At 62.7% G+C, this 19,603-nt stretch carries 20 protein-coding genes; 11 read left to right on the plus strand and 9 right to left on the minus strand.

Translation table 11 applies throughout. The annotated features are described in order from the left end of the window. Nucleotides 1-4: 4 nt before the first annotated feature. A complete protein-coding gene (locus BJP05_RS09610) occupies nt 5-976 on the minus strand; it encodes a UDP-N-acetylmuramate dehydrogenase (protein ID WP_240492830.1) in 972 nt (323 codons plus the stop codon). 48 nt (nt 977-1,024) lie between these two features. On the opposite strand from BJP05_RS09610, the gene BJP05_RS09615 reads away from it, so the two are divergent. From BJP05_RS09615 to BJP05_RS09625, 3 genes are read left to right on the plus strand one after another with little or no spacing between them, the layout of a single operon-like run. Beyond that, nucleotides 1,025-1,501: a DUF2505 domain-containing protein gene (locus BJP05_RS09615; protein ID WP_070363603.1), complete on the plus strand. Its 477-nt coding sequence runs from the start codon at nt 1,025-1,027 to the stop codon at nt 1,499-1,501. After that, entirely contained in the window at nt 1,494-2,312 is an 819-nt protein-coding gene (locus tag BJP05_RS09620) for a methylase (protein ID WP_070363604.1), read from the plus strand. The genes BJP05_RS09615 and BJP05_RS09620 overlap by 8 nt, the downstream gene beginning before the upstream one ends. 5 nt (nt 2,313-2,317) lie before the next feature. Continuing rightward, the gene (locus BJP05_RS09625) at nt 2,318-3,046 is read left to right on the plus strand and encodes a DUF2993 domain-containing protein (RefSeq protein WP_145945273.1); all 729 of its coding nucleotides are present in this window, start codon (nt 2,318-2,320) and stop codon (nt 3,044-3,046) included. A gap of 6 nt (nt 3,047-3,052) precedes the next feature. Here the strand turns inward: BJP05_RS09625 and BJP05_RS09630 are convergent, their stop codons facing one another. From BJP05_RS09630 to lpdA, 8 genes are all read right to left on the minus strand, one after another. Next, the gene (locus BJP05_RS09630; RefSeq protein ID WP_256472911.1) at nt 3,053-3,358 is read right to left on the minus strand and encodes a DUF2516 family protein; all 306 of its coding nucleotides are present in this window, start codon (nt 3,356-3,358) and stop codon (nt 3,053-3,055) included. Further along, nucleotides 3,358-3,747, minus strand: a complete 390-nt coding sequence (locus tag BJP05_RS09635) for a CGLAU_01105 family protein (RefSeq protein WP_145945274.1) — start codon at nt 3,745-3,747, stop codon at nt 3,358-3,360. Before BJP05_RS09635 ends, BJP05_RS09630 begins: the two co-directional genes overlap by 1 nt. A 13-nt stretch (nt 3,748-3,760) precedes the next feature. Beyond that, nucleotides 3,761-5,041 (minus strand): DUF445 domain-containing protein, encoded by a 1,281-nt coding sequence (locus BJP05_RS09640; RefSeq protein ID WP_070363219.1) that lies wholly within the window; start codon nt 5,039-5,041, stop codon nt 3,761-3,763. 71 nt (nt 5,042-5,112) lie between these two features. Next, nucleotides 5,113-5,481, minus strand: a complete 369-nt coding sequence (locus tag BJP05_RS09645) for a hypothetical protein (RefSeq protein WP_070363220.1) — start codon at nt 5,479-5,481, stop codon at nt 5,113-5,115. Between the two features lie 30 nt (nt 5,482-5,511). Continuing rightward, complete coding sequence (locus tag BJP05_RS09650) at nt 5,512-6,261, minus strand: succinate dehydrogenase/fumarate reductase iron-sulfur subunit (protein WP_070363221.1); 750 nt, start codon at nt 6,259-6,261, stop codon at nt 5,512-5,514. Next, the gene (locus BJP05_RS09655) at nt 6,261-8,279 is read right to left on the minus strand and encodes a fumarate reductase/succinate dehydrogenase flavoprotein subunit (protein ID WP_070363222.1); all 2,019 of its coding nucleotides are present in this window, start codon (nt 8,277-8,279) and stop codon (nt 6,261-6,263) included. Before BJP05_RS09655 ends, BJP05_RS09650 begins: the two co-directional genes overlap by 1 nt. Before the next feature lie 22 nt (nt 8,280-8,301). Further along, nucleotides 8,302-9,075, minus strand: a complete 774-nt coding sequence (locus BJP05_RS09660) for a succinate dehydrogenase cytochrome b subunit (protein ID WP_070363223.1) — start codon at nt 9,073-9,075, stop codon at nt 8,302-8,304. Nucleotides 9,076-9,617: 542 nt separating this feature from the next. Further along, entirely contained in the window at nt 9,618-11,030 is a 1,413-nt protein-coding gene (gene lpdA / locus BJP05_RS09665; protein ID WP_205634835.1) for a dihydrolipoyl dehydrogenase, read from the minus strand. A 107-nt stretch (nt 11,031-11,137) separates the two neighbouring features. Here lpdA and BJP05_RS09670 point away from each other — a divergent pair, with 107 nt between their 5' ends. The 8 genes from BJP05_RS09670 to BJP05_RS09705 all read left to right on the plus strand — a co-directional run bounded on the left by BJP05_RS09670 (nt 11,138) and on the right by BJP05_RS09705 (nt 19,600). Next, nucleotides 11,138-12,412: an alpha/beta hydrolase family protein gene (locus BJP05_RS09670; protein WP_240492749.1), complete on the plus strand. Its 1,275-nt coding sequence runs from the start codon at nt 11,138-11,140 to the stop codon at nt 12,410-12,412. A gap of 572 nt (nt 12,413-12,984) precedes the next feature. Then, nucleotides 12,985-14,124 carry an alpha/beta hydrolase family protein gene (locus BJP05_RS09675; protein WP_240492750.1) on the plus strand — a complete coding sequence of 380 codons (1,140 nt, stop codon included), beginning with the start codon at nt 12,985-12,987 and terminating at the stop codon, nt 14,122-14,124. A 16-nt stretch (nt 14,125-14,140) separates the two neighbouring features. Continuing rightward, nucleotides 14,141-15,322 carry a hypothetical protein gene (locus BJP05_RS09680; protein WP_070363224.1) on the plus strand — a complete coding sequence of 394 codons (1,182 nt, stop codon included), beginning with the start codon at nt 14,141-14,143 and terminating at the stop codon, nt 15,320-15,322. A 6-nt stretch (nt 15,323-15,328) separates the two neighbouring features. Beyond that, nucleotides 15,329-16,315 (plus strand): dTDP-glucose 4,6-dehydratase, encoded by a 987-nt coding sequence (gene rfbB, locus BJP05_RS09685; protein ID WP_070363225.1) that lies wholly within the window; start codon nt 15,329-15,331, stop codon nt 16,313-16,315. Further along, nucleotides 16,315-17,607: a dTDP-4-dehydrorhamnose reductase gene (rfbD, locus tag BJP05_RS09690; RefSeq protein WP_070363226.1), complete on the plus strand. Its 1,293-nt coding sequence runs from the start codon at nt 16,315-16,317 to the stop codon at nt 17,605-17,607. The genes rfbB and rfbD overlap by 1 nt, the downstream gene beginning before the upstream one ends. A gap of 10 nt (nt 17,608-17,617) precedes the next feature. Continuing rightward, entirely contained in the window at nt 17,618-17,944 is a 327-nt protein-coding gene (locus tag BJP05_RS09695) for a hypothetical protein (RefSeq protein WP_070363227.1), read from the plus strand. Nucleotides 17,945-17,948: 4 nt separating this feature from the next. After that, the gene (rfbA, locus tag BJP05_RS09700; RefSeq protein ID WP_070363228.1) at nt 17,949-18,797 is read left to right on the plus strand and encodes a glucose-1-phosphate thymidylyltransferase RfbA; all 849 of its coding nucleotides are present in this window, start codon (nt 17,949-17,951) and stop codon (nt 18,795-18,797) included. 11 nt (nt 18,798-18,808) lie between these two features. Next, nucleotides 18,809-19,600, plus strand: coding sequence for a glycosyltransferase (locus tag BJP05_RS09705; protein WP_070363229.1), 792 nt, complete (start codon nt 18,809-18,811; stop codon nt 19,598-19,600). The last annotated feature ends 3 nt before the right edge of the window (nt 19,601-19,603 follow it).

The raw sequence follows: 19,603 nt of genomic DNA on the forward strand, positions 1-19,603 counted from the left end.
GTGACTAAATCGACATCCCGACCCACACCGGCTCCGGCACCAGCCGGACGCCGAAGGCGCGTTCCACGCCGGCCTGCACGTCGCGGGCGAGCGCCACGATGTCGTCGGCCTTCGCGTTGCCCCGGTTGGTGAGCGCCAGGGTGTGCTTGGTGGACAGGCGGGCCGGGGCGTGCTCGCCGGGGTAGCCGCGGGGGAACCCGGCGCGCTCGATGAGCCAGGCGGCGGAGAGCTTCACACGGCCGTCCTCCTGCGGGTAGCGCGGCATCCCCTCAACACCGATCGCATCTGCGACCGAGGCGTCCACCACCGGGTTGGTAAAGAAGGAACCCGCGGACCAGGTGTCGTGGTCGGCAGGGTCGAGCACCATGCCCTTCGTGCGGCGCGTCTCCAGGACTGACTCGCGTGCCTCCGCGAGCGTGACCCGCTTGCCGCCGAGGTGGCGCAGCGGCGCCGACAGGTCTGACTTGGTCAGCTTCAGCTCGATCTCGAGGACCACGGCGCGGTGGGTGAACTTCAGGTTGGAATAGCGGTACGCCAGCTCCAGGGACTCCGGGGTGACCCACTCGTCCACGCCGGTCTCCCGGTTCCACAGGCGGACGCGGTGCAGTACGTCGGCGATCTCGGCGCCGTAGGCCCCCACGTTCTGCACCGGGGTGGCCCCCGCGGAGCCGGGGATGCCGGACAGGGCCTCAATGCCGGCCAGGCCGTGCTCCACGGCGTAGGCAACCACGTCGTCCCACACGGTGCCGGCACCGATGCGGAGCAGGGTGTCGTCGAGAAGTTCGATGCCTTCGTTGCGCACGAGTACCGCCGTGACTCCTTGCGGGCCGTCGGCGACGACAAGGTTGGAGCCGCCGCCCACGACGAGCAGCGGCGCGCCCGCGGCGTCGAGGCGCGCAACCGTCGCCGCGAGGTCCTCGGCGGTGTCGCAGCGGATCACATCGGCGGGGGTGCCGCCGACGCGCAGAGTTGTCATTGAGGCAAAAGATGTATCAGACACCCCATCAACGGTAGTCTGTTCACTATGACTGCACGTAGTGAAATCACCGTAACCATCAACCACCCTGCGCAGAAGGTGCGCGACGCCTTCGCGAGCAAGGAATACTGGGCGTTCATCGCGGAGAAGCTGTCGCCGGAACCAGGCCAGCTTCACGAGTTCGACGGCTCCACCGCCGTCCTCTTTGAGATTCTGCCCAAGTCCATCCTGCCTGAGGCTGCGCAGGCCATGATTTCGCAGGACCTGAAGCTGAAGCGCACCGTCAACACCGGCGAAGACCCGATCACCTTCACCGGTGACGTCAAGGGCACCCCGGTCGACTTCGGCGGCGAGATCACGCTGACGGACAACGGCGACACCACCTCCCTGGCCTACGACAACGAGGCCAAGGTAGACATCCCGTTCATGGGCGCTGCGCTGGAGCCGAAGGTTGCTGAGGCACTCGAGGAGATCGTCGAAAATGAGGCGAAGCTCACCGAGGAATGGATCACCAACAATCTCTAAGCACCACCACAATCTGCGCTCGCAGGCGGGCCACGGGCAGCCCTACGGGGTGATCACCCGGGGCACGACCGGCATCAACCGGCTGCGACGCTGCGATCGATGGACCCGCCACAACGCGCGGGTCATTTCGCTTTTGCGCGAAGGAACCCCACTAGCACTCGACGTCGGCTACGGCGCGTCCCACACCACCACCTGCGAGTGGGCGGGCTGGCTGCGGCGCATCAACCCCGACGTCGAGGTCGTCGGCTTGGAGATCAACCCCGAGCGGGTCCTCCCGCCGCGCGACGGCGTCCGCTTCGAGCTCGGCGGCTTCGAGCTCGCCGGCTACCAGCCGCAGCTTGTGCGCGCGTTCAACGTGCTGCGCCAGTACGACGTCGCGGAAGTCCCCGACGTGTGGCGCACCGTCACCTCCAAGCTCGCCCCCGGAGGTCTCTTCATCGAGGGCACCTGCGACGAGCTCGGCCGCCGCAGCACCTGGGTACTTCTCGACGCCACCGGCCCCCAAACCCTCACCCTGTCCTGGGACCCATTCGACGTCACCACCCCCAGCGACCTCGCCGAACGCCTACCCAAGGCGCTCATCCACCGCAACGTCCCCGGCGAGCCCATCCACGACTTTCTTCGCGACGCCGACTCCGCCTGGGAACACGCCGCCGGCTGGGAGCCGCACGGCCCCCGGGTGCGGTGGCGCCACGCCCGCGAGGCCCTTGCCCGCGACTGGCCGATCACCCCGGTGCGCCGTCGGCTCAGCGACAACACCGTCACCGTCGATTGGGCGGCTGTGGCGCCAAAAGGTGAGTCGCTACACTAGTGCGCATGAAAACCGTCTGGAAAGTCCTGATCGGCATCCTCGCCGCCATCCTGGTCCTGTTCATCGCCGCCGAAGCCGGCTCACGCGCCTACATCGGCAGCCAGATGCGCGACCAAGCCCCGGAGGGCACCGAGGTTTCCTTCGGCGCTTCCCCCCTGACGCTGGGTATGCTGCGCGGCACCATCCCGCACGTCACGGTGACCACGCCATCCACGCTGGTGGTCAACGGCGATGAGACCACCGGCCAGCCGGCCTCCACCGTGGAGATGGACTCCATCAAGGTTGACGCCAGCGGCAAGTCCGTCGCGGACACCCTGACCGCAACTACCGAGGTCCCGAGTGAGTTCGTGCGCGCGATGCTGAACACGCAGCTGCAGCAGAACATCGGCAGCGATTTCCTCTCCGCGCTCATCAACGTGTCCGAGGTGACCACCTCCCCCGAGGACGGCACCTTCACCGTCGAGTTCAGCGGTGGTGCCGCTGCAGTTTCGCTTCGCCCCGAAATCGACGACGCCGGAGGGTTCTCCGTCCAGGCCGTCGACACCTCGCTGTTCGGCAACACGCTGCCGGATGAGATCTCCTCCGCGATTACCGAGGCCCTCACCAACGGCGTGGCCGAGTACACCGACCAGACGATGCGCATCACCGGCTTCGACGTCGTCCCCGGCGGCCTCCGCGTTACCATGCAGGGCCACGACGTGGACTTCGCCGAACTCCAGGCCTACCAGCAGTAGGCTTGCTTACCAACCGTAATTCCCCCGCAAAATGTTGTTGATCTGCGGCCGCACATCGAAGTAGTACACACCGATGGCGACCGCGCCGATCCACGCCACGAACGGCAACGACAGCATGCAGGCGAACGCGGAACCGGCCAGAATGGCCACCCACGTGCCCTTCGACTGACGCCCCGCCGCCTCAAACGCGTCCGGGCGCGTTGACGCCGCCATCACCGCCGCCACAATGCCCGCGATGGCCAGCACCCAAAACAACAGCGCGTTCGCCATCACGGGCAGCGACATGATCAGCTGCTCAGCAGTTAGCGACATTACTTCTTGCCGCCCAGGTCAGCGACGCGCTCCTGCACACGCGCAACCACGGACTCGATGCGCTGCTTCGCGTCATCAGCGTCAATGTTGCCGAACGCGTCGCGGATCTCCTCAGCGACCAGCTTGAACGCATCCTTCGCCTCGCCGGCCTCGGCGGAGTCGCCGATGTTGCGCACGATGGACTCGGCGTCGCTCGCAAAGGAGGACACAGCGTCCTTCAGCTCCTTGTCGTCGCCCGCACCGTCAAACGTGCTACGAGCGTTGTCCACAGCCTGCTTCAGCTGCTCAGTCACATCGCCACCAAGCTTGCCGACGGCCTCCCCGACCGACTGCCCAGCAACCAGCAACGCATCCGCAATATCGCGCAAACCAGAATTGTTCTCAGACATCATCATTCTCCTTTTAGAAAAACAGCAACTGTGACACAGCGTATATAACAAGTCCGGCCAATGCACCCACGATCGTGCCGTTCACGCGGATGTACTGCAGGTCCTTGCCCACCATCAGCTCGATCTTGTCGGCGGCTTCCTGCCCGTCCCACTTCTGAATAGTCTCCGAAATAATGCCGACGATCTGCCCCGCACCGTTCTCCGCAGCGAAGTGCGTCCACTTCTGCAGGTTGCGCTCGGCCGCCTCACGCGTCGCCGGCTCGTTGACTAGCTTCTCGCCCCACTCGTGCACCGTCAGGGCTATCTTTCGACGCACCAAACTCTCCGGATCCGACGCCGACTCAATAATCGCCGCCGACACCTGCCCCCACAGCCCCGCGGCCGCGTTCTGCACCGCATTCGACGCCATCACATCCGCCTTCAGCTCCTCCACTCGCGTAATCATGGCACCGTCGAACTGCAGGTCCTGCGCGAACTGGTTGATTTGGCGTCGAATAGCTCGGCGAGCCTCGTGGTCCTTGTCCTTATCGACGTCCGCCATGAACGCCACCAGCTCGTTATAGACCTTCGCACCGACCAGGTCCTTGGCGAACTTCGGGGCCCAAGCGGGCATGCGCTCATCGATGGTGCGGACGATGGCGTCCTCCATGCCGGCGAGGCGCTCGTTGCCCCAGGCGACGATGTCGTCGACCACCGGCTCGATCTTGCCGTCCGCGATGAAGCCCTCCAGCGCGCGCCCGATCGGCGGGCCCCAGATCGGCTCCGCGAACCGGTCAATGACCTGCGAGTTGAGGAACTCCTCAGCCTCCGCAGGGTCGACCGCCTCGACGGCTTTGACCGTAAACTTGCCGACCTCCTCCGACACCCGCTTCGCGTTCTTCTCAAGCGACAACCACCTTCCGGCACGCTCCGGGATGCCCGCCGCCATCACCTTCTCGGTGATGGTCTCCGCGTTGAGGAAGTTCTCACTCACGAAGTCACTCAGCGCGTCAGCCACCTGGTCCTTCTTGTTCGGCACCAGCGCCGTGTGCGGGATAGGCAGCCCCATCGGGTGCTTAAAGATCGCCGCGACCGCGAACCAGTCCGCCAGCCCGCCAACCATCCCGGCCTCCGCCGCCGCGCGCACGTACCCCACCCACAACGGCGCGGTGCCCTGCGACTGCCACCACGAACACGTCAGGAAGATCACGGCCATCAGCCCCAGCAGGGCCGTCACCCCGATCTTGTACTTCCGCAGTGTCCTGCGGCGCTGTTCGTCCGCCTCGGTGAGCTCCATTAACGCGTGTGTAGCCATGCACTTGATTAAAGCAAAAATCTCCCCGCCACCATATTGAGCGTGGTGACGGGGAGACCTGGAGGTAGCCGCTAGTTGACGCGACCGGTTTGCTCGCGGTACTGACGGTAGGCCGCGCGACCCTTCACGATAAGGAACGCGCCGAGCACTAACGTCACAACCGCCTCTACGAGGCCGTACAGGATGAGCTGGCTGCTGACCTCAGCAGACGCACCATACCCGTACGTGCCAACAGTTGCGCCCCAGATGGCAAGCCCCATACCGAACAGTGACGCCAAGATCAGGCCCATCGCTACCCACGTGGAGTAGCGCAGCAGCGAAGAGTGCGGCGCGGAGTACGACACCGGGTCGTAGCCTTCGACGTACAGGTCCTGAATCTTGCCCTCGTACTCAGGGAACGATTCACTGCGGATATCAGCTACAGCATGTTGGGACGCCATCGTTGTTTCCTTCCTCGTTTTATTCTCTGTTTAGTCGTCGCCGCCACGGACTGCCGCGCGGACACGCTCGGCGTTAATCGCGCCGACTGCATCCAGCGGAATGCCTGCAGGGCAGACGTCTGCGCACTCGCCGTACAGGGAGCAAGGACCGAAGTTGGTTTCCAACTCATCGATCATCTTGCGTGCACGACGGCTACGCTCCAGCTTGCCCAGTGGCAGCAGCTTCAAGTGCTTCAGCTTAGCACCAGTGAACAGGTGCGCGGCGCCATTCGGGCACGCAGCCACACAAGCACCACAGCCGATGCAGGCTGCGTAGTCGAGTGCAAGCTCGGAGTCGTGGTGGTTGACGGACAGGGTGTCTGCGTCTGGGGCGGTGCCCGGGAAGACGGAGACGTAGCCGCCCTGCTGCATCACGCGGTCGAGCGCGGAGCGGTCAACCACGAGGTCCTTGATGACCGGGAACACAGCGGAACGGAACGGCTCGATCTTGAGGGTGTCGCCGTCGTTGTAGTTCACCAGGCGCTGCAGGCATGCAGGGACGTTCTGGTCCGCACCGTGCGGGCGACCGTTGATGGTCAGGCCACAGGTACCGCAGATGCCCTCGCGGCAGTCAGAAGCGTAGGTGAAAGGCTCCTTGCCTTCCTCAACAAATTGGTTGTTGACGTGGTCAAGCAGCTCCAGGATAGACATCTGCTCAACTGCGTCCGGCACCTCGACGGTTTCGAAGTGGCCTTCAGTTTCGGGTCCGGCCTGACGCCAGATCTCAAGTGTCAGTTTCATTACTTGTAGTTCCTCGTCATCAGTGGGATCGAATCGAAGTACAGTGGCTCGGCGTGACGCACGAACTGGTCGTTGCCCACGGTCTCCCATGCGGAGACGAAGCACCAGTTCTCGTCGTCACGGCGGGCCTCGCCGTCTTCGGTGAGGTGGTCCATGCGGTAGTGAGCGCCACAGGACTCGTCGCGGTCAAGTGCGTCAATGCACATCAGCTCGCCGAGGTTGATGTAGTCAACCAGTCGAAGCGCAGCCTCGAGCACCTGGTTCATCTCATCAGCGCGGCCTGGGATGTGGAGGTTCGCCCAGAAGTCATCACGCAGGGCACGGATCTTGTCGATGCCCTCGCGCAGGCTGTCGGCGGTACGTGCCACGCCACAGTGCAGGTAGAGGATCTCGCCAAGCTTGATGTGGAAGTACTCCGGGCCGTGCGGGTCGGAGCCCTTGATGTTCATCAGGCTGTCGATGCGCTGCTGCGCACGCTGTACAGCCTCAACGGATGCAGGTGCATCCTCTGCGTACACCGGCTCGTTCAGGTGGTCTGCCAGGTAGTTCGGCACCGTGAACGGAATGGTGAACCAGCCGTCAACCGATGCGGACAGCAGCGAGTTCGCGCCCAGGCGGTTCGCACCGTGGTAGGTCCAGGAGCACTCGCCGGCTGCGAAGAGGCCGTCGATAGACGTCATCTCGTTGAAGTCGGTCCACAGGCCACCCATGGAGAAGTGCACCGTCGGCGCAATACGCATCGGGGCCTTGTATGGGTTCTCGCCGGTGGAGTCTTCGTACATCTCGAAGAGGTTGCCGTAACGCTCGCGGATAGTGTCCTCACCAAGGCGCTCGATGGAATCCTTGAAGTCCAGGTACGCCGAGTTGTGCAGCGGGCCAACGCCAAAGCCAGCGTTGAGCTGCTGCGAAATAGCACGGGACGCAACGTCACGTGGCACGAGGTTACCGAACGCCGGGTAGCGACGCTCCAGGAAGTAATCGCGCTCGTCCTCTGGGATGGTGTTCGGGTCGCGGTCGTCGCCCTTTTCCTTCGGGGTCCAAATGCGGCCGTCGTTACGCAGGGACTCGGACATCAGCGTCGTCTTCGACTGCCAGCTCGCGTTCAGCGGCAGGCCGGTCGGGTGGAACTGAATGAACGCCGGCGACGCCAGGTACGCACCAAGCTCGTGCGCACGCATCATCGCGGAGGAGTTCGAGTTCTTCGCCAACGTGGTCTTGTGGTACACGTTGCCGTAACCACCGGTACCCAGCACAACAGCATGGCCAGTGAACGGGGTCAGGGAGCCGTCAATCAGGTTGCGGGTAACAATACCGCGGCAACGCTTCTTGCCGTCTTCCTCAGTAATGATCAGATCGATCAGGTCGTTGTGCGTAAAGATCTCAACGTTGCCCAGGTGGATCTGACGCTGCAGCGCCGAAGCGGTGGACAGCTGCAGCTGCTGGCCCGTTTGGCCACGGGTGTAGTAGGTACGGGAGACCTGCACACCACCGAAGGAACGGGTAGCCAGGGAGCCACCGTACTCACGCGCGAACGGAGCACCAATCGCGTTCATGTGGTCAATCACGCGGACCGACTCGACGGCCAGGCGCCAGCAGTCAGCCTCACGGCAGCGGTAGTCGCCACCCTTGACAGTGTCCTTCACGTGGCGGTACGCGCCGTCGTTATCAACCTTCTTGCCGCGAGCAGCGTTGACGCCACCCTGCGCTGCAATGGAGTGTGCACGACGAGGAGCGTCATGGTACGTGAAGACCTGTACCTGGTAGCCCAGCTCGCCCAATGCGGCGGCAGAAGCACCGGCAGCCAAGCCCGTGCCCACAACGAGCACCTTGAACTTGCGACGGTTCAGTGGGGACACCAGCTGCATGTGGTCCTTCTGGTACTCCCACATGTCCTTCATCCGGACCTTGTGGCGGTCCGGCATTGCATTATCAAGAATGCGGCCAATGGTGACGCCAGGAGCCGAGGACTCCGGCTGGCGGAACACCTCGTCCTGCGTCTGGTTCAAAGAGGTAGTCATTAAAGTTTCTCCTAATCAGCCGTTAGCGGGTGTACCCCGGGATAAGCCCAGCCATAATGGCCAGTGGCATGATGACGTTTCCAAGAACAACGATGAACGGCAGTACGTACCCCAACACGACCATTACGCCGCGTCCACGCTCGCCGAGCCATCCAAGGTCAGAAACTGCCAAGTACACACCGTGCGTCAGGTGCAGCAGCAGCGCCAGCATGGCAACCAGGTAGAACAGGGTCACGTACCAACGCTCAGGAGCGAAGGTTGCAATCAGGTTGTCACGAACATTGCCATGAACGAACTGCTCAGAAGCAACAACCGTGCCCGCGGTCAGATCCAGGATGTGGAAGATGATGAACAGCAGCAGGATGACGCCGGTCACCAGCATCCAACGCGTAGCGGTGGACTGCCAGCCTCCCATCAGGTTCGTGCGCTTGAACGTACCGCGCGACTCGGCGGAACGCTTCTTCAGAGTGAACGCACCATACACGTGCAGGATCAGGCAGGTCAGCAGGACGATACGGAGAATCCACAGGAATCCTCCGCGCGGGAACAGTGGTTCACCAAACGTGCGGAACCACTCGCCGTAGTCATCAATGTGTGCGCCGCCATCAGCCTTAAGCGGCATGAAAATCTTCAGGTTGCCCACCATGTGAACAAGAAGGAAGAGCGAGAAGATGAGGCCAGTGATGGCCATCTCGAGCTTTACTGCCCATGTTGGGAACCCTGGCCGCTCTCGTAGCGGCTTCTCAGTAATTTTTCCGTGACGAATTGCTTCACGGTCTGTTTTTTGTACAGTCATGGCACCTCCAGTGTCACAACCACTTTAGGCACCAATCTTCACTATTGCCTAGTCAGAGCATGTTTCTTTCGCCTGATTTTCACCCAAAATTCACCGCCCGGACGCGCTTGGCAAATTTTCGAAATTTTAAGCATGGCGACACCCTGCACATATTCAGTATGAGAACAAACCAAGGTAAACCTAATTTGTGATGTTACTCACGACCTGCGCGTAACGTCTATAAAATCTTCGAACTACCCCCAAAGGTCGGTAGTCAAGAGTCTGCTTCAAACATCGGGAAATGGGAGGGTGAGCGGTCCTTTTACTACCCCGTCAGCGCGCCCCCAAAACGTTCGAAGCGTGGGCTTAGGAGCGTGCGATGCAGGTCGGTAAAAATCGGATAGGGTCGGCCAAAAGAGGCAACCAGCATCGCACTCCTTGAACACCTCGACCGGAGCAATGCATGAAGGCGCGAAGGCAGGGCAACTGAGCGAGAACCCCACCCACACAGCGCAAAACCCGGCCCCACCAACAGGCGGGACCGGGCGTCGAGAAGAAAAAGGCTACAGGTTGATCATGTGGCCTTCGATGCCGTGGGCCGCTTCCTTCAGCACCTCAGACAGGGTTGGGTGAATGTGGATAGAGCGGGCGATTTCGCCGGCGGTGAGGTCAAAGCGCTGTGCGAGGACGACCTCCGGCAGCAGCTCGGCAACGTTGGCGCCAACCAGGTGAGCGCCGAGGATCTCGCCGTATTCGGCGTCGGCGACGATCTTGCCGAAGCCCGCGGTCTCAGCCAGGCCGACTGCCTTGCCGTTCGCGGAGAACGGGAAGGTCGCGACCTTGATTTCGCGGTCTGGCCACTTCTCCTTCGCTTGCTCCTCGGTGTAGCCCATGGAGGCGACCTGAGGGTTGCAGAAGGTGGCGCGCGGCGTCATCATGTAGTCCTCGATTTCGAGGGTTTCGGCACCCGCGATGGTCTCGGCGGCGATGATGCCCTGCGCCTCCGCAACATGCGCGAGCTGCAGCTTCGCGGTGACGTCGCCGATGGCGTAAATGCCGTCTACGTTGGTGCGCATGCGGTCGTCGATAGCGATGGCGCCACGCTCGGTGAGCTCGACACCAGCCTTGTCCAGGCCGTAGCCCTCGACGCGCGGGGCGAAGCCGACAGAGATCATGACGCGCTCAACGGTGAGCGTTTCAGTCTTGTCGGTGCCATTCTTCTTGACGTCCACCTCGACCGAGTCACCGTTGTCCCGCACCGCGGTGGTTGCGTGGCCGGTCATGAGCTTGACGCCGAGCTTCTTGTACGCCTTCGCGATCTCCTTGGACACGTCCTTGTCCTCGTTCGGCAGGACGCGATCCATGTACTCGATAACGGTGACATCCACGCCGTAGTTGGACAGCACGTACGCAAACTCCATGCCGATAGCACCCGCACCCACGATGACCATGGACTTCGGTGCATCCTCGTTGAGGATCTGCTCCTCGAAGGAGACAACGTTCTTGCTCAGCTCGATGCCTGGCAGAGTGCGCACGACGGAGCCGGTCGCGATGATGCAGTTGTCGAAGGTGACGGTCTTCCCCTTGTCGTCACCTTCGGTGATCTCGATCGTGTTGGAATCGGTGAAGGAGCCAAGACCGTGGATCTCCTGGATCTTGTTCTTCTTCATCAAGTAATGCACGCCACCAACGATCTTCTCGGAGACCTTGCGGGAGCGCTTGTGGGCGTCTTCGTAATCAAACTCGACATCACCCTTGATGCCGAACGTCTTCGCCTCATGGTTGAAGATGTGGGCGATCTCCGCGTTCTTAATCAACGACTTCGACGGGATACACCCAACGTTGAGGCACACACCTCCCCAGTACTGCTTCTCAATGACCGCAACCTTCAGGCCCAGCTGCGCTGCTCGGATGGCGGCGACATAGCCACCAGGGCCAGCGCCGAGGACAACAACGTCATAATGCTCTTTAGTCACGCCCCATAGAATACGTTGCTTGTAACGTTTTCGCTTCAATATCGGACACTTTAATAGAATGCTTGAAGGACACCCTTCACCACCTACAAAAAGTTGAGGAGCACCCCGTGAATATTGCGCGTCCAGCTATCGCCGGAGCCGCTGCCGTCGCGATCGCTGCAGGAGGCTGGTATGCCGTTGCACCATCCGAACAGGCAACGACTATTTCTGCCGCCCAGAGCGTAGAGGAGACGTCGATAAGTGAGGCGACGACGACCTCTTCCTCGAAGACCACCACGACCACAACCAAGGTTGAGGAAACGACGGTCGTCGAAGTCGTAGAGGAAGACAGCACCGAACCCACGCTTGATGACGCCGACATCCCCACAGCAGAGGGTGCCGAAACCACAAACGCTGCCATCGCGCGCGTAAAGAAGCTGGAAACCGCACCGCAAAAACCCAGCGGCGGCGATCAGTACTGGTTCACCAACATCGACGGCATCAAAGGCTCCGAGAAGCTCAGCGTCTACTCCCCCGCTATGGAGCGCGACATCCCCGTCGGTGTGATCCGCGCTGGCGTACCGAACGCACCGACCATCTACCTCCTCAACGGCGCCGGTGGCTCCGAGCAGGATACTGACTGGATCGCGCAAGCGGGCACCGTGGTGAAGAAGGTCTTCGAAGACGAGCCGGTCAACGTCGTCATCCCGATGGCGGGTGCGTTCTCCTACTACATCGACTGGCTCTACGAGCCGAACTCCCGCTACCTGCAAGGCAAACAGCTGTGGTCCACGTTCCTGGGCTCCGAGCTTCCTGACGCCATCGAGCCCTACCTCGAGGCCAACGACAAGCGCGCCGTGGTCGGGTTCTCCATGTCCGCCACCTCAGCTCTCCTCCTCGCTGAGCACAACCCTGGCCGCTACGCCGCCGTCGGCTCCTTCTCCGGCTGCGCCGCTACCTCGACCGGCATCCCGAACGGCTGGGTCAACCTCACCGTCAACCGCGGCGGCGCCAAGCCCGAGGAGATGTGGGGCCGCGCCGGCAGCGAGTACAACCGACACAACGACGCCCTCGTCAACGCCGAGAAGCTCAAGGGCACCAAGCTGTACATCTCCAGCGCAACGGGCCTTTTCGCCGAAAGTGACACCGTCGGCTTCCTCCGCAAGACCCGCGACATGGACTTCGTCCAGGCCTCCGCGAACGCCCAAACCCTCATCGTCGAGGGCGGCGTGATCGAAGCCGCCATGAACGCCTGCACCCACGACCTGCTGGTCAAGCTCAAGGCCAACGACATTCCATACAACGCCAACCTGCGCGCCACCGGCACCCACTCATGGCGCATCTGGAAGGAAGACCTGGAGCTGTCCTGGAAGCAGACCATCAAGCCGGCGCTTGGACTGTAGCCCCCACCCCAGACACCAAATTCCCTCCCACACTAGGAATTTGGTGCGCCCCCTGGTCGACCAGTGCCAAAGGACGCAACCCTTAACATCTAGCACTTTTCTCACCTGCAGGTTTGAATGTCTATCCTAAATAAGGTTGCGCCTTTTGGCACTCCAGCGTTTCCACAAGACACCAAATTCCCTCACGCCCACTCGGCGACCTGGGGAAACACAAACCTGCCCCCAAAAAATTAAGGAATTTGGTGCGCAGCGCCCTGCACGAACCACAAAAACCCGCCGCCCACCCAACAACAGGTGGCGCGACGGGTTCAATCGGGCCAAATCGGGCCGAGCCCCTAGAACAGGCCCATGCCGTATGCGATGGTGGAAGACGTCGAGGAGCCGAAGTGGATCAGCTCGCCGAGGACGTTATTGATGGCGACCTGCATGGACTCGATCGGGTTCATTGCAACTACCTTCTTTCAAAGAGAAATTCTGTAAGAACGAAATACTTCCCACATTCTTGCACGAAACGCCGAACAAAGTGACACCAGAAGCCCCAATTGCCACATCTGTAAAGTAGGATGGCTTCCATGTTGAAGCGCATCACTCGTTCGGTTGTGGCTACAGCGATGGCTGTGGCCATTCCTTTGTCGGCACTCCAGGCGATCCCAGCAGTTACGCCAACAGCATCGGCCCAGCCCGTGGGTACGGTGAAGCCCTGGAACGCAATTGCGAATCCACCGTTGGCGAAGACGGACGGGAAGCCGCAGAAGTGGGTCGAGAAGGTTGACCATAAGCAGGTGTTGAGCTTCTTGGTGTATTCGCCGTCGATGCGCCGGGATATCCCGGTGGCGGTGTTGCCTGCGACGAATACTGCGGGGCAGCGCGTACAGAACGCGCCGACGATCTACCTGCTCAACGGCGCTGGTGGTGCGGAGCAGCACCAGGACTGGTTGAGCATGAGTGATGCTCGCGAGTTCTTCGCAGGCAAGGGCGTCAATGTTGTGATTCCGCAGGAGGGCGCGTTTTCGTACTACACGGACTGGGTGAGTGACAATGTGCGCTCGCGCTACATTAACGGCCCACAGAAGTGGGAGACGTTCCTGGTCAAGGAGTTGCCGGGGCCGATTGAGGGGCTGCTGGGGGCGGACAAGAATCGCCGTTCGATTGTGGGATTCTCGATGTCGGGGACCACGTCTCTGGTGTTGCCGACGCACTACCCCGGGTTCTATAAGTCTGCGGCGTCCTTCTCGGGGTGTGCGGCGACGTCGACGCCTGAGGCGTACCAGTTTGGCCGGATTACGGTGAACCGGGCGTCGGGAACGTTGGATTACCGGACGGTGACGCCGGAGATGATGTGGGGGCCGATGGGTAGCCCGAATAACCGCTATAACGATGCGCTTGTGAATGCGGAGAAGCTGCGCGGGACCCGCTTGTATATTTCGACGGGCACGGGCCTGGCGGGCCGCCAGGATCAGGTGAGTTACTTGGTTGGCCAGGGGCTTCCGCAGCCTGCGGCGAGTGTCGGTTCGGCGATTCTGCAGGTTGAGGGCGGCGTGATTGAGGCTGCGATTAATAAGTGTTCGCATGATTTGCGCGCGAAGCTTGAGGGTCTGAATATTCCGGCGCATTATGAGTTCCGGAATGCGGGGACGCACTCGTGGCCGTACTGGCGCGAGGATCTGCACAAGGCGTGGTTTACGACGATCGCGCCGTCGTTCGGAATGTAAGGCGATGTAACGCCAGGTGAAGCACCTTTCTTTTGCCACGCTGTTCGCGGCGGTCAGTGGCTTTGTGGTGTTGTGGGTGGCGTCGAAAGCACTCGACGCCGACTCGGCCTACCGCTACTTCGCTGCGTACTGGGGGTTGTTCTTCGCGTCCACCGGGCTTATCGACGGCCTCACCCACGAGACCACGCGTGCCGTCGCGGCGGCGCGCGAGGATGGCCGACGGGGTTCGGCGAATCCGTGGCGGTTGGGGGCGTGGACGGCGCTGGTGGTGGTCGTTGTGGCGGCGGTGGCGGGCGCGCTGTTCATCGGCACTGTTGTTCCCGGAAGTACTCTGACGGCCACTGCCCTGCTGCAGGTTGGCCTGGTGATGTACGTGTTCCAGGCGGTGTTGGGCGGGGTGCTATCGGGGGCGCAGTTGTGGGAGCGCTACGCGGCGCTGGTGGCGCTGGATTCGGGTGTGCGGCTGGTGTTGGCGCTTCTAGCGTGGGCGCTAGGGTGGGGCCTGCCTGCGTTTTTGGTGATTACGGTGGTCGGCGCGTTGAGCTGGCTGGTGATGTTGCGTCGGGAGCATTTGCGGGTGCCGCTGGACGTGCATCGTGGGGTGTTTGTGCGTCGGGTGTTGACGGCGATGGTGGCGTCGGGGGCGTCGGCGGCGTTGATTACGGGCTTCCCGACGGCGGTCAACGTGGCGTTCCCGCAGGCGTCGGTGGCGGCGATTATGAACGCAGTGATTTTGACGCGGGCGCCGGTGTTGGTGCCGTTGCAGCGTTTCCAGTCGGCGCTGGTGGTGAGGTTTGTGGAGCGTCGAGAAGCGTTGTTTGCGGCGTTGGTGCAGCCGGTTGCTGCCGTGCTGGGCCTAGGTGTTGTGGGCTTCGCCGCGGCGTGGGCGGTGGGCCCCTGGATTCTAAAACTGGCGTTTGACCCGGAGTTTTACGTCGATGGGTTGACGCTTGGGGTGCTCACGTTCGCGTCGGCGTTTATGGGCGCGCTGATTATTACGGGGGTGGCGGTGCTGTCGCTGGAGCGGCACGGCTGGTACGTCGCGGGGTGGCTGACGGCGACGGCGGTGGCGTTCGCGGTACTGGGGGTGATGCCGCGGCTCGTGGGTGTCGACGTCCACTCCGTCGTGGTCACGGCCTTGTTCGCGGGCCCGTTGGCGGGGGCGGCGGTACATTTGGTGGCGCTCCGGCTAAGGTAGAAGCCCATGGGAACAATGCTGGTCACTGGTGGTGCGGGCTTCATCGGCGCGAATTTCGTGCGGATGGTTACCGAGCGCACTGACTACAAGGTCACGGTCCTGGACAAGCTGACGTACGCGGGCAACCCGGCGAATCTGCGGGGGTTGGACGTGGAGTTGGTGGAGGGGGACGTCGCTAATGAGGCGCTGGTGGGTGACTTGGTGGGGGCGTCGGATGTGGTGGTGCATTTCGCGGCGGAGTCGCATAACGATAATTCGTTGGAGGACCCGTCGCCGTTTATTCACTCGAATTTGATCGGCACGTATGTGTTGTTGGAGGCGGTGCGGGAGCACGGGGCGCGGCTGCACCACATTTCCACGGACGAGGTGTTCGGAGACCTGCCGCTGACGGGCAACGAGAAGTTCACGGAGGCGACGCCGTATAAGCCGTCGAGTCCGTATTCGGCGACGAAGGCCGGCTCGGATCATTTGGTGCGGGCCTGGATCCGCAGTTTTGGTATTCAGGCGACGATTTCGAACTGCTCCAACAACTATGGGCCGTACCAGCACGTGGAGAAGTTCATCCCGCGCCAGATCACGAACATCCTGTGCGGGCAGCCCGCGAAGCTGTACGGCACGGGCGCGCAGGTGCGTGACTGGATCCACGTCGACGACCACAACGACGCCGTGCTGACCATCGTGGAGCGCGGGAAGCTGGGCGAGACGTACAACATCGGCGCGGATAATGACCACACCACGAACAAGCAGGTCATCGAGATGATCTGCGAGCTGATGGGCGGCGAGTACGAGCACGTCAACGACCGCCCAGGCCACGACCAGCGCTACGCGATGGACTCCACGAAGCTCACCACCGAGCTGGGGTGGCGGCCGCGTTACACGAAGGATCTGCGCGACGGGCTGCAGCAAACCATCGAGTGGTATCGCGAGAACCGCTGGTGGTGGGAAGGGACGAAGGGGGACATCGAGAAGCGATACGAGGCGAGAGGACAGTAATGATTGCTGGGTTGGAAGTCCACGAGCTTGCGGTGCACCGCGATAACCGCGGCTGGTTCAAGGAAAACTGGGCTGGACAGAAGCTGGTGCCGGTGCAACAGAATGTGAGCTTCAACGCGCGGCGCGGGGCGACTCGCGGCATGCACGCGGAGCCGTGGGATAAGTGGGTGTCGGTGGCGTCGGGCCGCGTGTTTGGGGCGTGGGTGGACATGCGCGAGGGCTCAGCGACGTTCGGGGAGACGTTCAGCTGCGAGATCGGCCCGGAGACGGCGGTGTTCGTGCCGCGCGGGGTGGCCAACGGCTTCCAGGCGCTCGAGGACGACACGACGTACATTTACCTGGTCAACGAGCGCTACCAGCCCGGCGCGCGCTACGCCTACTGCTCCTACAAAGAGGTCGAGTGGCCGCTGGAGCCCACGGAGCTTTCGGAGGCCGACCTCACTCACCCCATGCTTGTCGACGCCACCCCAGTCCCCCAGCGCAAAATCCTTGTGACGGGCGCGAACGGGCAGCTGGGCCGGGCGCTGCAGGAACTGTACGGGCCGGATGAGGCGGAGTTCTGCAGGCGGGACCAGCTGGACATCACGAACCTGGAGGGCGTGGACTGGTCGAAGTATTGGGCGGTGATCAACTGCGCGGCGTACAACGACGTCAATGGCGCAGAGGATGACCCGGCGGGCGCGTGGCGTGTGAACGCGGAGGCCCCGGCGCAGCTGGCGCGGGTGGCCAATGAGCACGACTTGGTGTTGGTGCACGTGTCCAGCGACTACATCTTCGACGGCACGCACGAGGTGCACACGGAAGACGAGCTGCCGAGCCCGCTGAGCCGCTACGGGGCGTCGAAGGCTGCCGGGGAGACGGCGGCGCAGGTGGCGCGCAGGCACTACGTGGTTCGGACGTCCTGGGTGTTCGGGGACGGCGCGAACTTCATGGCGACGATGCGCTCCCTCGCGGAGGCCGGCGCAAAGCCGCGGGTGGTGAAGGACCAGCGCGGGCGGCCGACGTCGGCGGAGGACCTGGCGAAGGGCATCCGCCACCTGCTGGCCAACGAGGCTGCGTACGGGGTGTACAACATCACTTCGGATGGGGATTCGGTGGGCCGCGACGAGATCGCGATGGCGGTATTCATCGGGATGGGCAAGGACCCCGCGCAGGTACACCCGGTAACTTCGGAGGAGTACGGGGACAAGGCGCCACGGCCTGCGGAATCGACGCTGGCGCTGGACAAGATCAAGGCGACGGGCTTTGCCCCCATGAACTGGAGAGCTGCGTTGGCGCTCTATCTTGGGTAGGTTGTACTGCATGAATCGCACTTCTCTTGCAGCTCTCGCGGTGGCGGGGGCACTGGTGGTGGCAACCCCGGCGTTCGCTTCCACCCAAACTTCTACCCCTTCGGCCCCGGCAACCACCACGGTCACCGTCACCCCGACGGTGACGGCGACGGTCACCCCGACGGTTGCACCAACGACGACGAACACCGCCCCGACGGACCCTGCGATGGCGCTGTCCGCGGGCGACACGTCGAACGTGTCCACCCCGGCGCTCGTCCTGTTCATCATGGGCATTCTGACCACGGTGCTGACCGTGATTGAGAAGCTGCCGCTGGACCAGATCCTGCCGAAGCGCTAAGTCGATGAAGGGCATCATTCTGGCCGGCGGGTCCGGCACCCGGCTCTACCCGATTACGAAGGGTATTTCGAAGCAGTTGATGCCGATTTATGACAAGCCCATGATCTATTACCCGCTGACCACGCTGATCAGCGCTGGTATCCGGGAGATCATGGTGATCACCACGCCGGAGGACGCGCCCGCGTTCCGGCGTCTCCTCGGTGATGGTTCCGACTGGGGCATCATGCTCCACTACGGCATCCAACCCTCCCCCGATGGGCTTGCCCAGGCGTTCCTGATCGCCGAGGACTTCATCGGGGATGACTCGGTGGCGCTCGTGCTGGGTGACAACATTTTCGACGGCGCCCTGGACTTAAGCCATGACGGCACCGGCGGCACCATCTTCGCCTACGAGGTCTCCGACCCGCACCGCTACGGCGTGGTGGACTTCGACGCGAATGGCGTGGCCACCTCGATTGAGGAGAAACCGAAGCACCCGAAGTCCAACTTCGCCGTCGTCGGCCTGTACTTTTACGACAACCAGGTCGTGGACATCGCGAAGACGATCACCCCGAGCGCCCGCGGCGAGCTGGAGATCACCAGCGTGAACGAGGCGTACCTGAAGGCGAACCAGCTGCGGGTCCACCGTCTGAACAGGGGTGACGTGTGGCTGGACACCGGCACGATCGACTCGATGGCGGAGGCCTCCGCCTACGTGGAGGTGCTGCAGAAGCGCACCGGCCTGGTGATCGGCTCGCCGGAGGTCGCCGCCTACGAGCAGGGGTTCATCTCTGTGGACAGGCTGGTCAGCCTGGGTGAGTCCATGGTGAAGTCGGGCTACGGCACATTTCTTCTCGACGCCGCACGCAACTAGTATCGGTAGTCATGTCCACCGTTACTGCGCTCCTGTCTGCCTACCACGGCACTGTTCCTGACCAGCTCGCCGAGGCGCTGCAATCCCTCGCTGAGCAGACCCGCCCCGCGGACGAGGTCGTGGTCGTCTTTGATGGGCTGGTGGCGGATGGGGTCGAGGGGGTCGTCGAGAAGTATGGGGCGCGCGTGGTGCGCTGTGGCGAAAACCGCGGTGCTGGCCCTGCGCTGCAGGCGGCACTGGAGACGATCGACAGCGAGTTCGTGGCGCAGCTCGACTCCGACGACAAGGCGTTCCCCCAGCGCATTGAGCGGCAACTCGAGTTTTTGCAGCAGCACCCCGAGGTGTCCGTGGTGGGTACTGCGGTGCAGGAGTTCGACGGCGAGCGCACCGGCGGCATCCGGCGCCTGCCCGAGCACCCCGCACACTACGCCAAGATGAACTCGCCGATGAACCACCCTTCCGTGATGTACCGCACCGCGGACGTCAAGGCGGTCGGCGGCTACCAGGACGTACACCTCATGGAGGACTACGACCTCTTCGCGCGCCTCATCGCCGAGGGATACACGCTCTACAACATGCAGGAGCCGCTCACCTACTTCCGCGTCACCGACGAGCAGTTCGACCGTCGCACCGGCAGCGACATGTTCACTTCGGAGGTAGACATGCAGATCCGGCTAGTGCGCTACGGCCTGATCGGCCGCACCCGCGCGATGGTGAACGTCGCGGTGCGCACCCTCTACCGCCTGCTGCCGAAGCCTCTGCTGAAGCGCGTTTATGCGCGGCTTTTCCACCGCGACGGGTAACAT

Origin of the sequence: Corynebacterium sp. NML98-0116 (genome assembly GCF_001767255.1) — a bacterium.
Taxonomy (GTDB): Bacteria; Actinomycetota; Actinomycetes; order Mycobacteriales; family Mycobacteriaceae; genus Corynebacterium; species Corynebacterium pseudogenitalium.

Bases quoted from the DNA above. Each gene is read 5' to 3' on its own strand.
- BJP05_RS09610 (WP_240492830.1), bottom strand. From the start codon at position 976: ATGACAACTCTGCGCGTCGGCGGCACCCCCGCCGATGTGATCCGCTGC.
- BJP05_RS09615 (WP_070363603.1), top strand. From the start codon at position 1,025: ATGACTGCACGTAGTGAAATCACCGTAACCATCAACCACCCTGCGCAG.
- BJP05_RS09625 (WP_145945273.1), top strand. From the start codon at position 2,318: ATGAAAACCGTCTGGAAAGTCCTGATCGGCATCCTCGCCGCCATCCTG.
- BJP05_RS09630 (WP_256472911.1), bottom strand. From the start codon at position 3,358: ATGTCGCTAACTGCTGAGCAGCTGATCATGTCGCTGCCCGTGATGGCG.
- BJP05_RS09635 (WP_145945274.1), bottom strand. From the start codon at position 3,747: ATGTCTGAGAACAATTCTGGTTTGCGCGATATTGCGGATGCGTTGCTG.
- BJP05_RS09640 (WP_070363219.1), bottom strand. From the start codon at position 5,041: ATGGCTACACACGCGTTAATGGAGCTCACCGAGGCGGACGAACAGCGC.
- BJP05_RS09645 (WP_070363220.1), bottom strand. From the start codon at position 5,481: ATGGCGTCCCAACATGCTGTAGCTGATATCCGCAGTGAATCGTTCCCT.
- BJP05_RS09650 (WP_070363221.1), bottom strand. From the start codon at position 6,261: ATGAAACTGACACTTGAGATCTGGCGTCAGGCCGGACCCGAAACTGAA.
- BJP05_RS09655 (WP_070363222.1), bottom strand. From the start codon at position 8,279: ATGACTACCTCTTTGAACCAGACGCAGGACGAGGTGTTCCGCCAGCCG.
- BJP05_RS09660 (WP_070363223.1), bottom strand. From the start codon at position 9,075: ATGACTGTACAAAAAACAGACCGTGAAGCAATTCGTCACGGAAAAATT.
- BJP05_RS09675 (WP_240492750.1), top strand. From the start codon at position 12,985: ATGTTGAAGCGCATCACTCGTTCGGTTGTGGCTACAGCGATGGCTGTG.
- rfbB (WP_070363225.1), top strand. From the start codon at position 15,329: ATGGGAACAATGCTGGTCACTGGTGGTGCGGGCTTCATCGGCGCGAAT.
- rfbD (WP_070363226.1), top strand. From the start codon at position 16,315: ATGATTGCTGGGTTGGAAGTCCACGAGCTTGCGGTGCACCGCGATAAC.
- BJP05_RS09695 (WP_070363227.1), top strand. From the start codon at position 17,618: ATGAATCGCACTTCTCTTGCAGCTCTCGCGGTGGCGGGGGCACTGGTG.
- rfbA (WP_070363228.1), top strand. From the start codon at position 17,949: ATGAAGGGCATCATTCTGGCCGGCGGGTCCGGCACCCGGCTCTACCCG.
- BJP05_RS09705 (WP_070363229.1), top strand. From the start codon at position 18,809: ATGTCCACCGTTACTGCGCTCCTGTCTGCCTACCACGGCACTGTTCCT.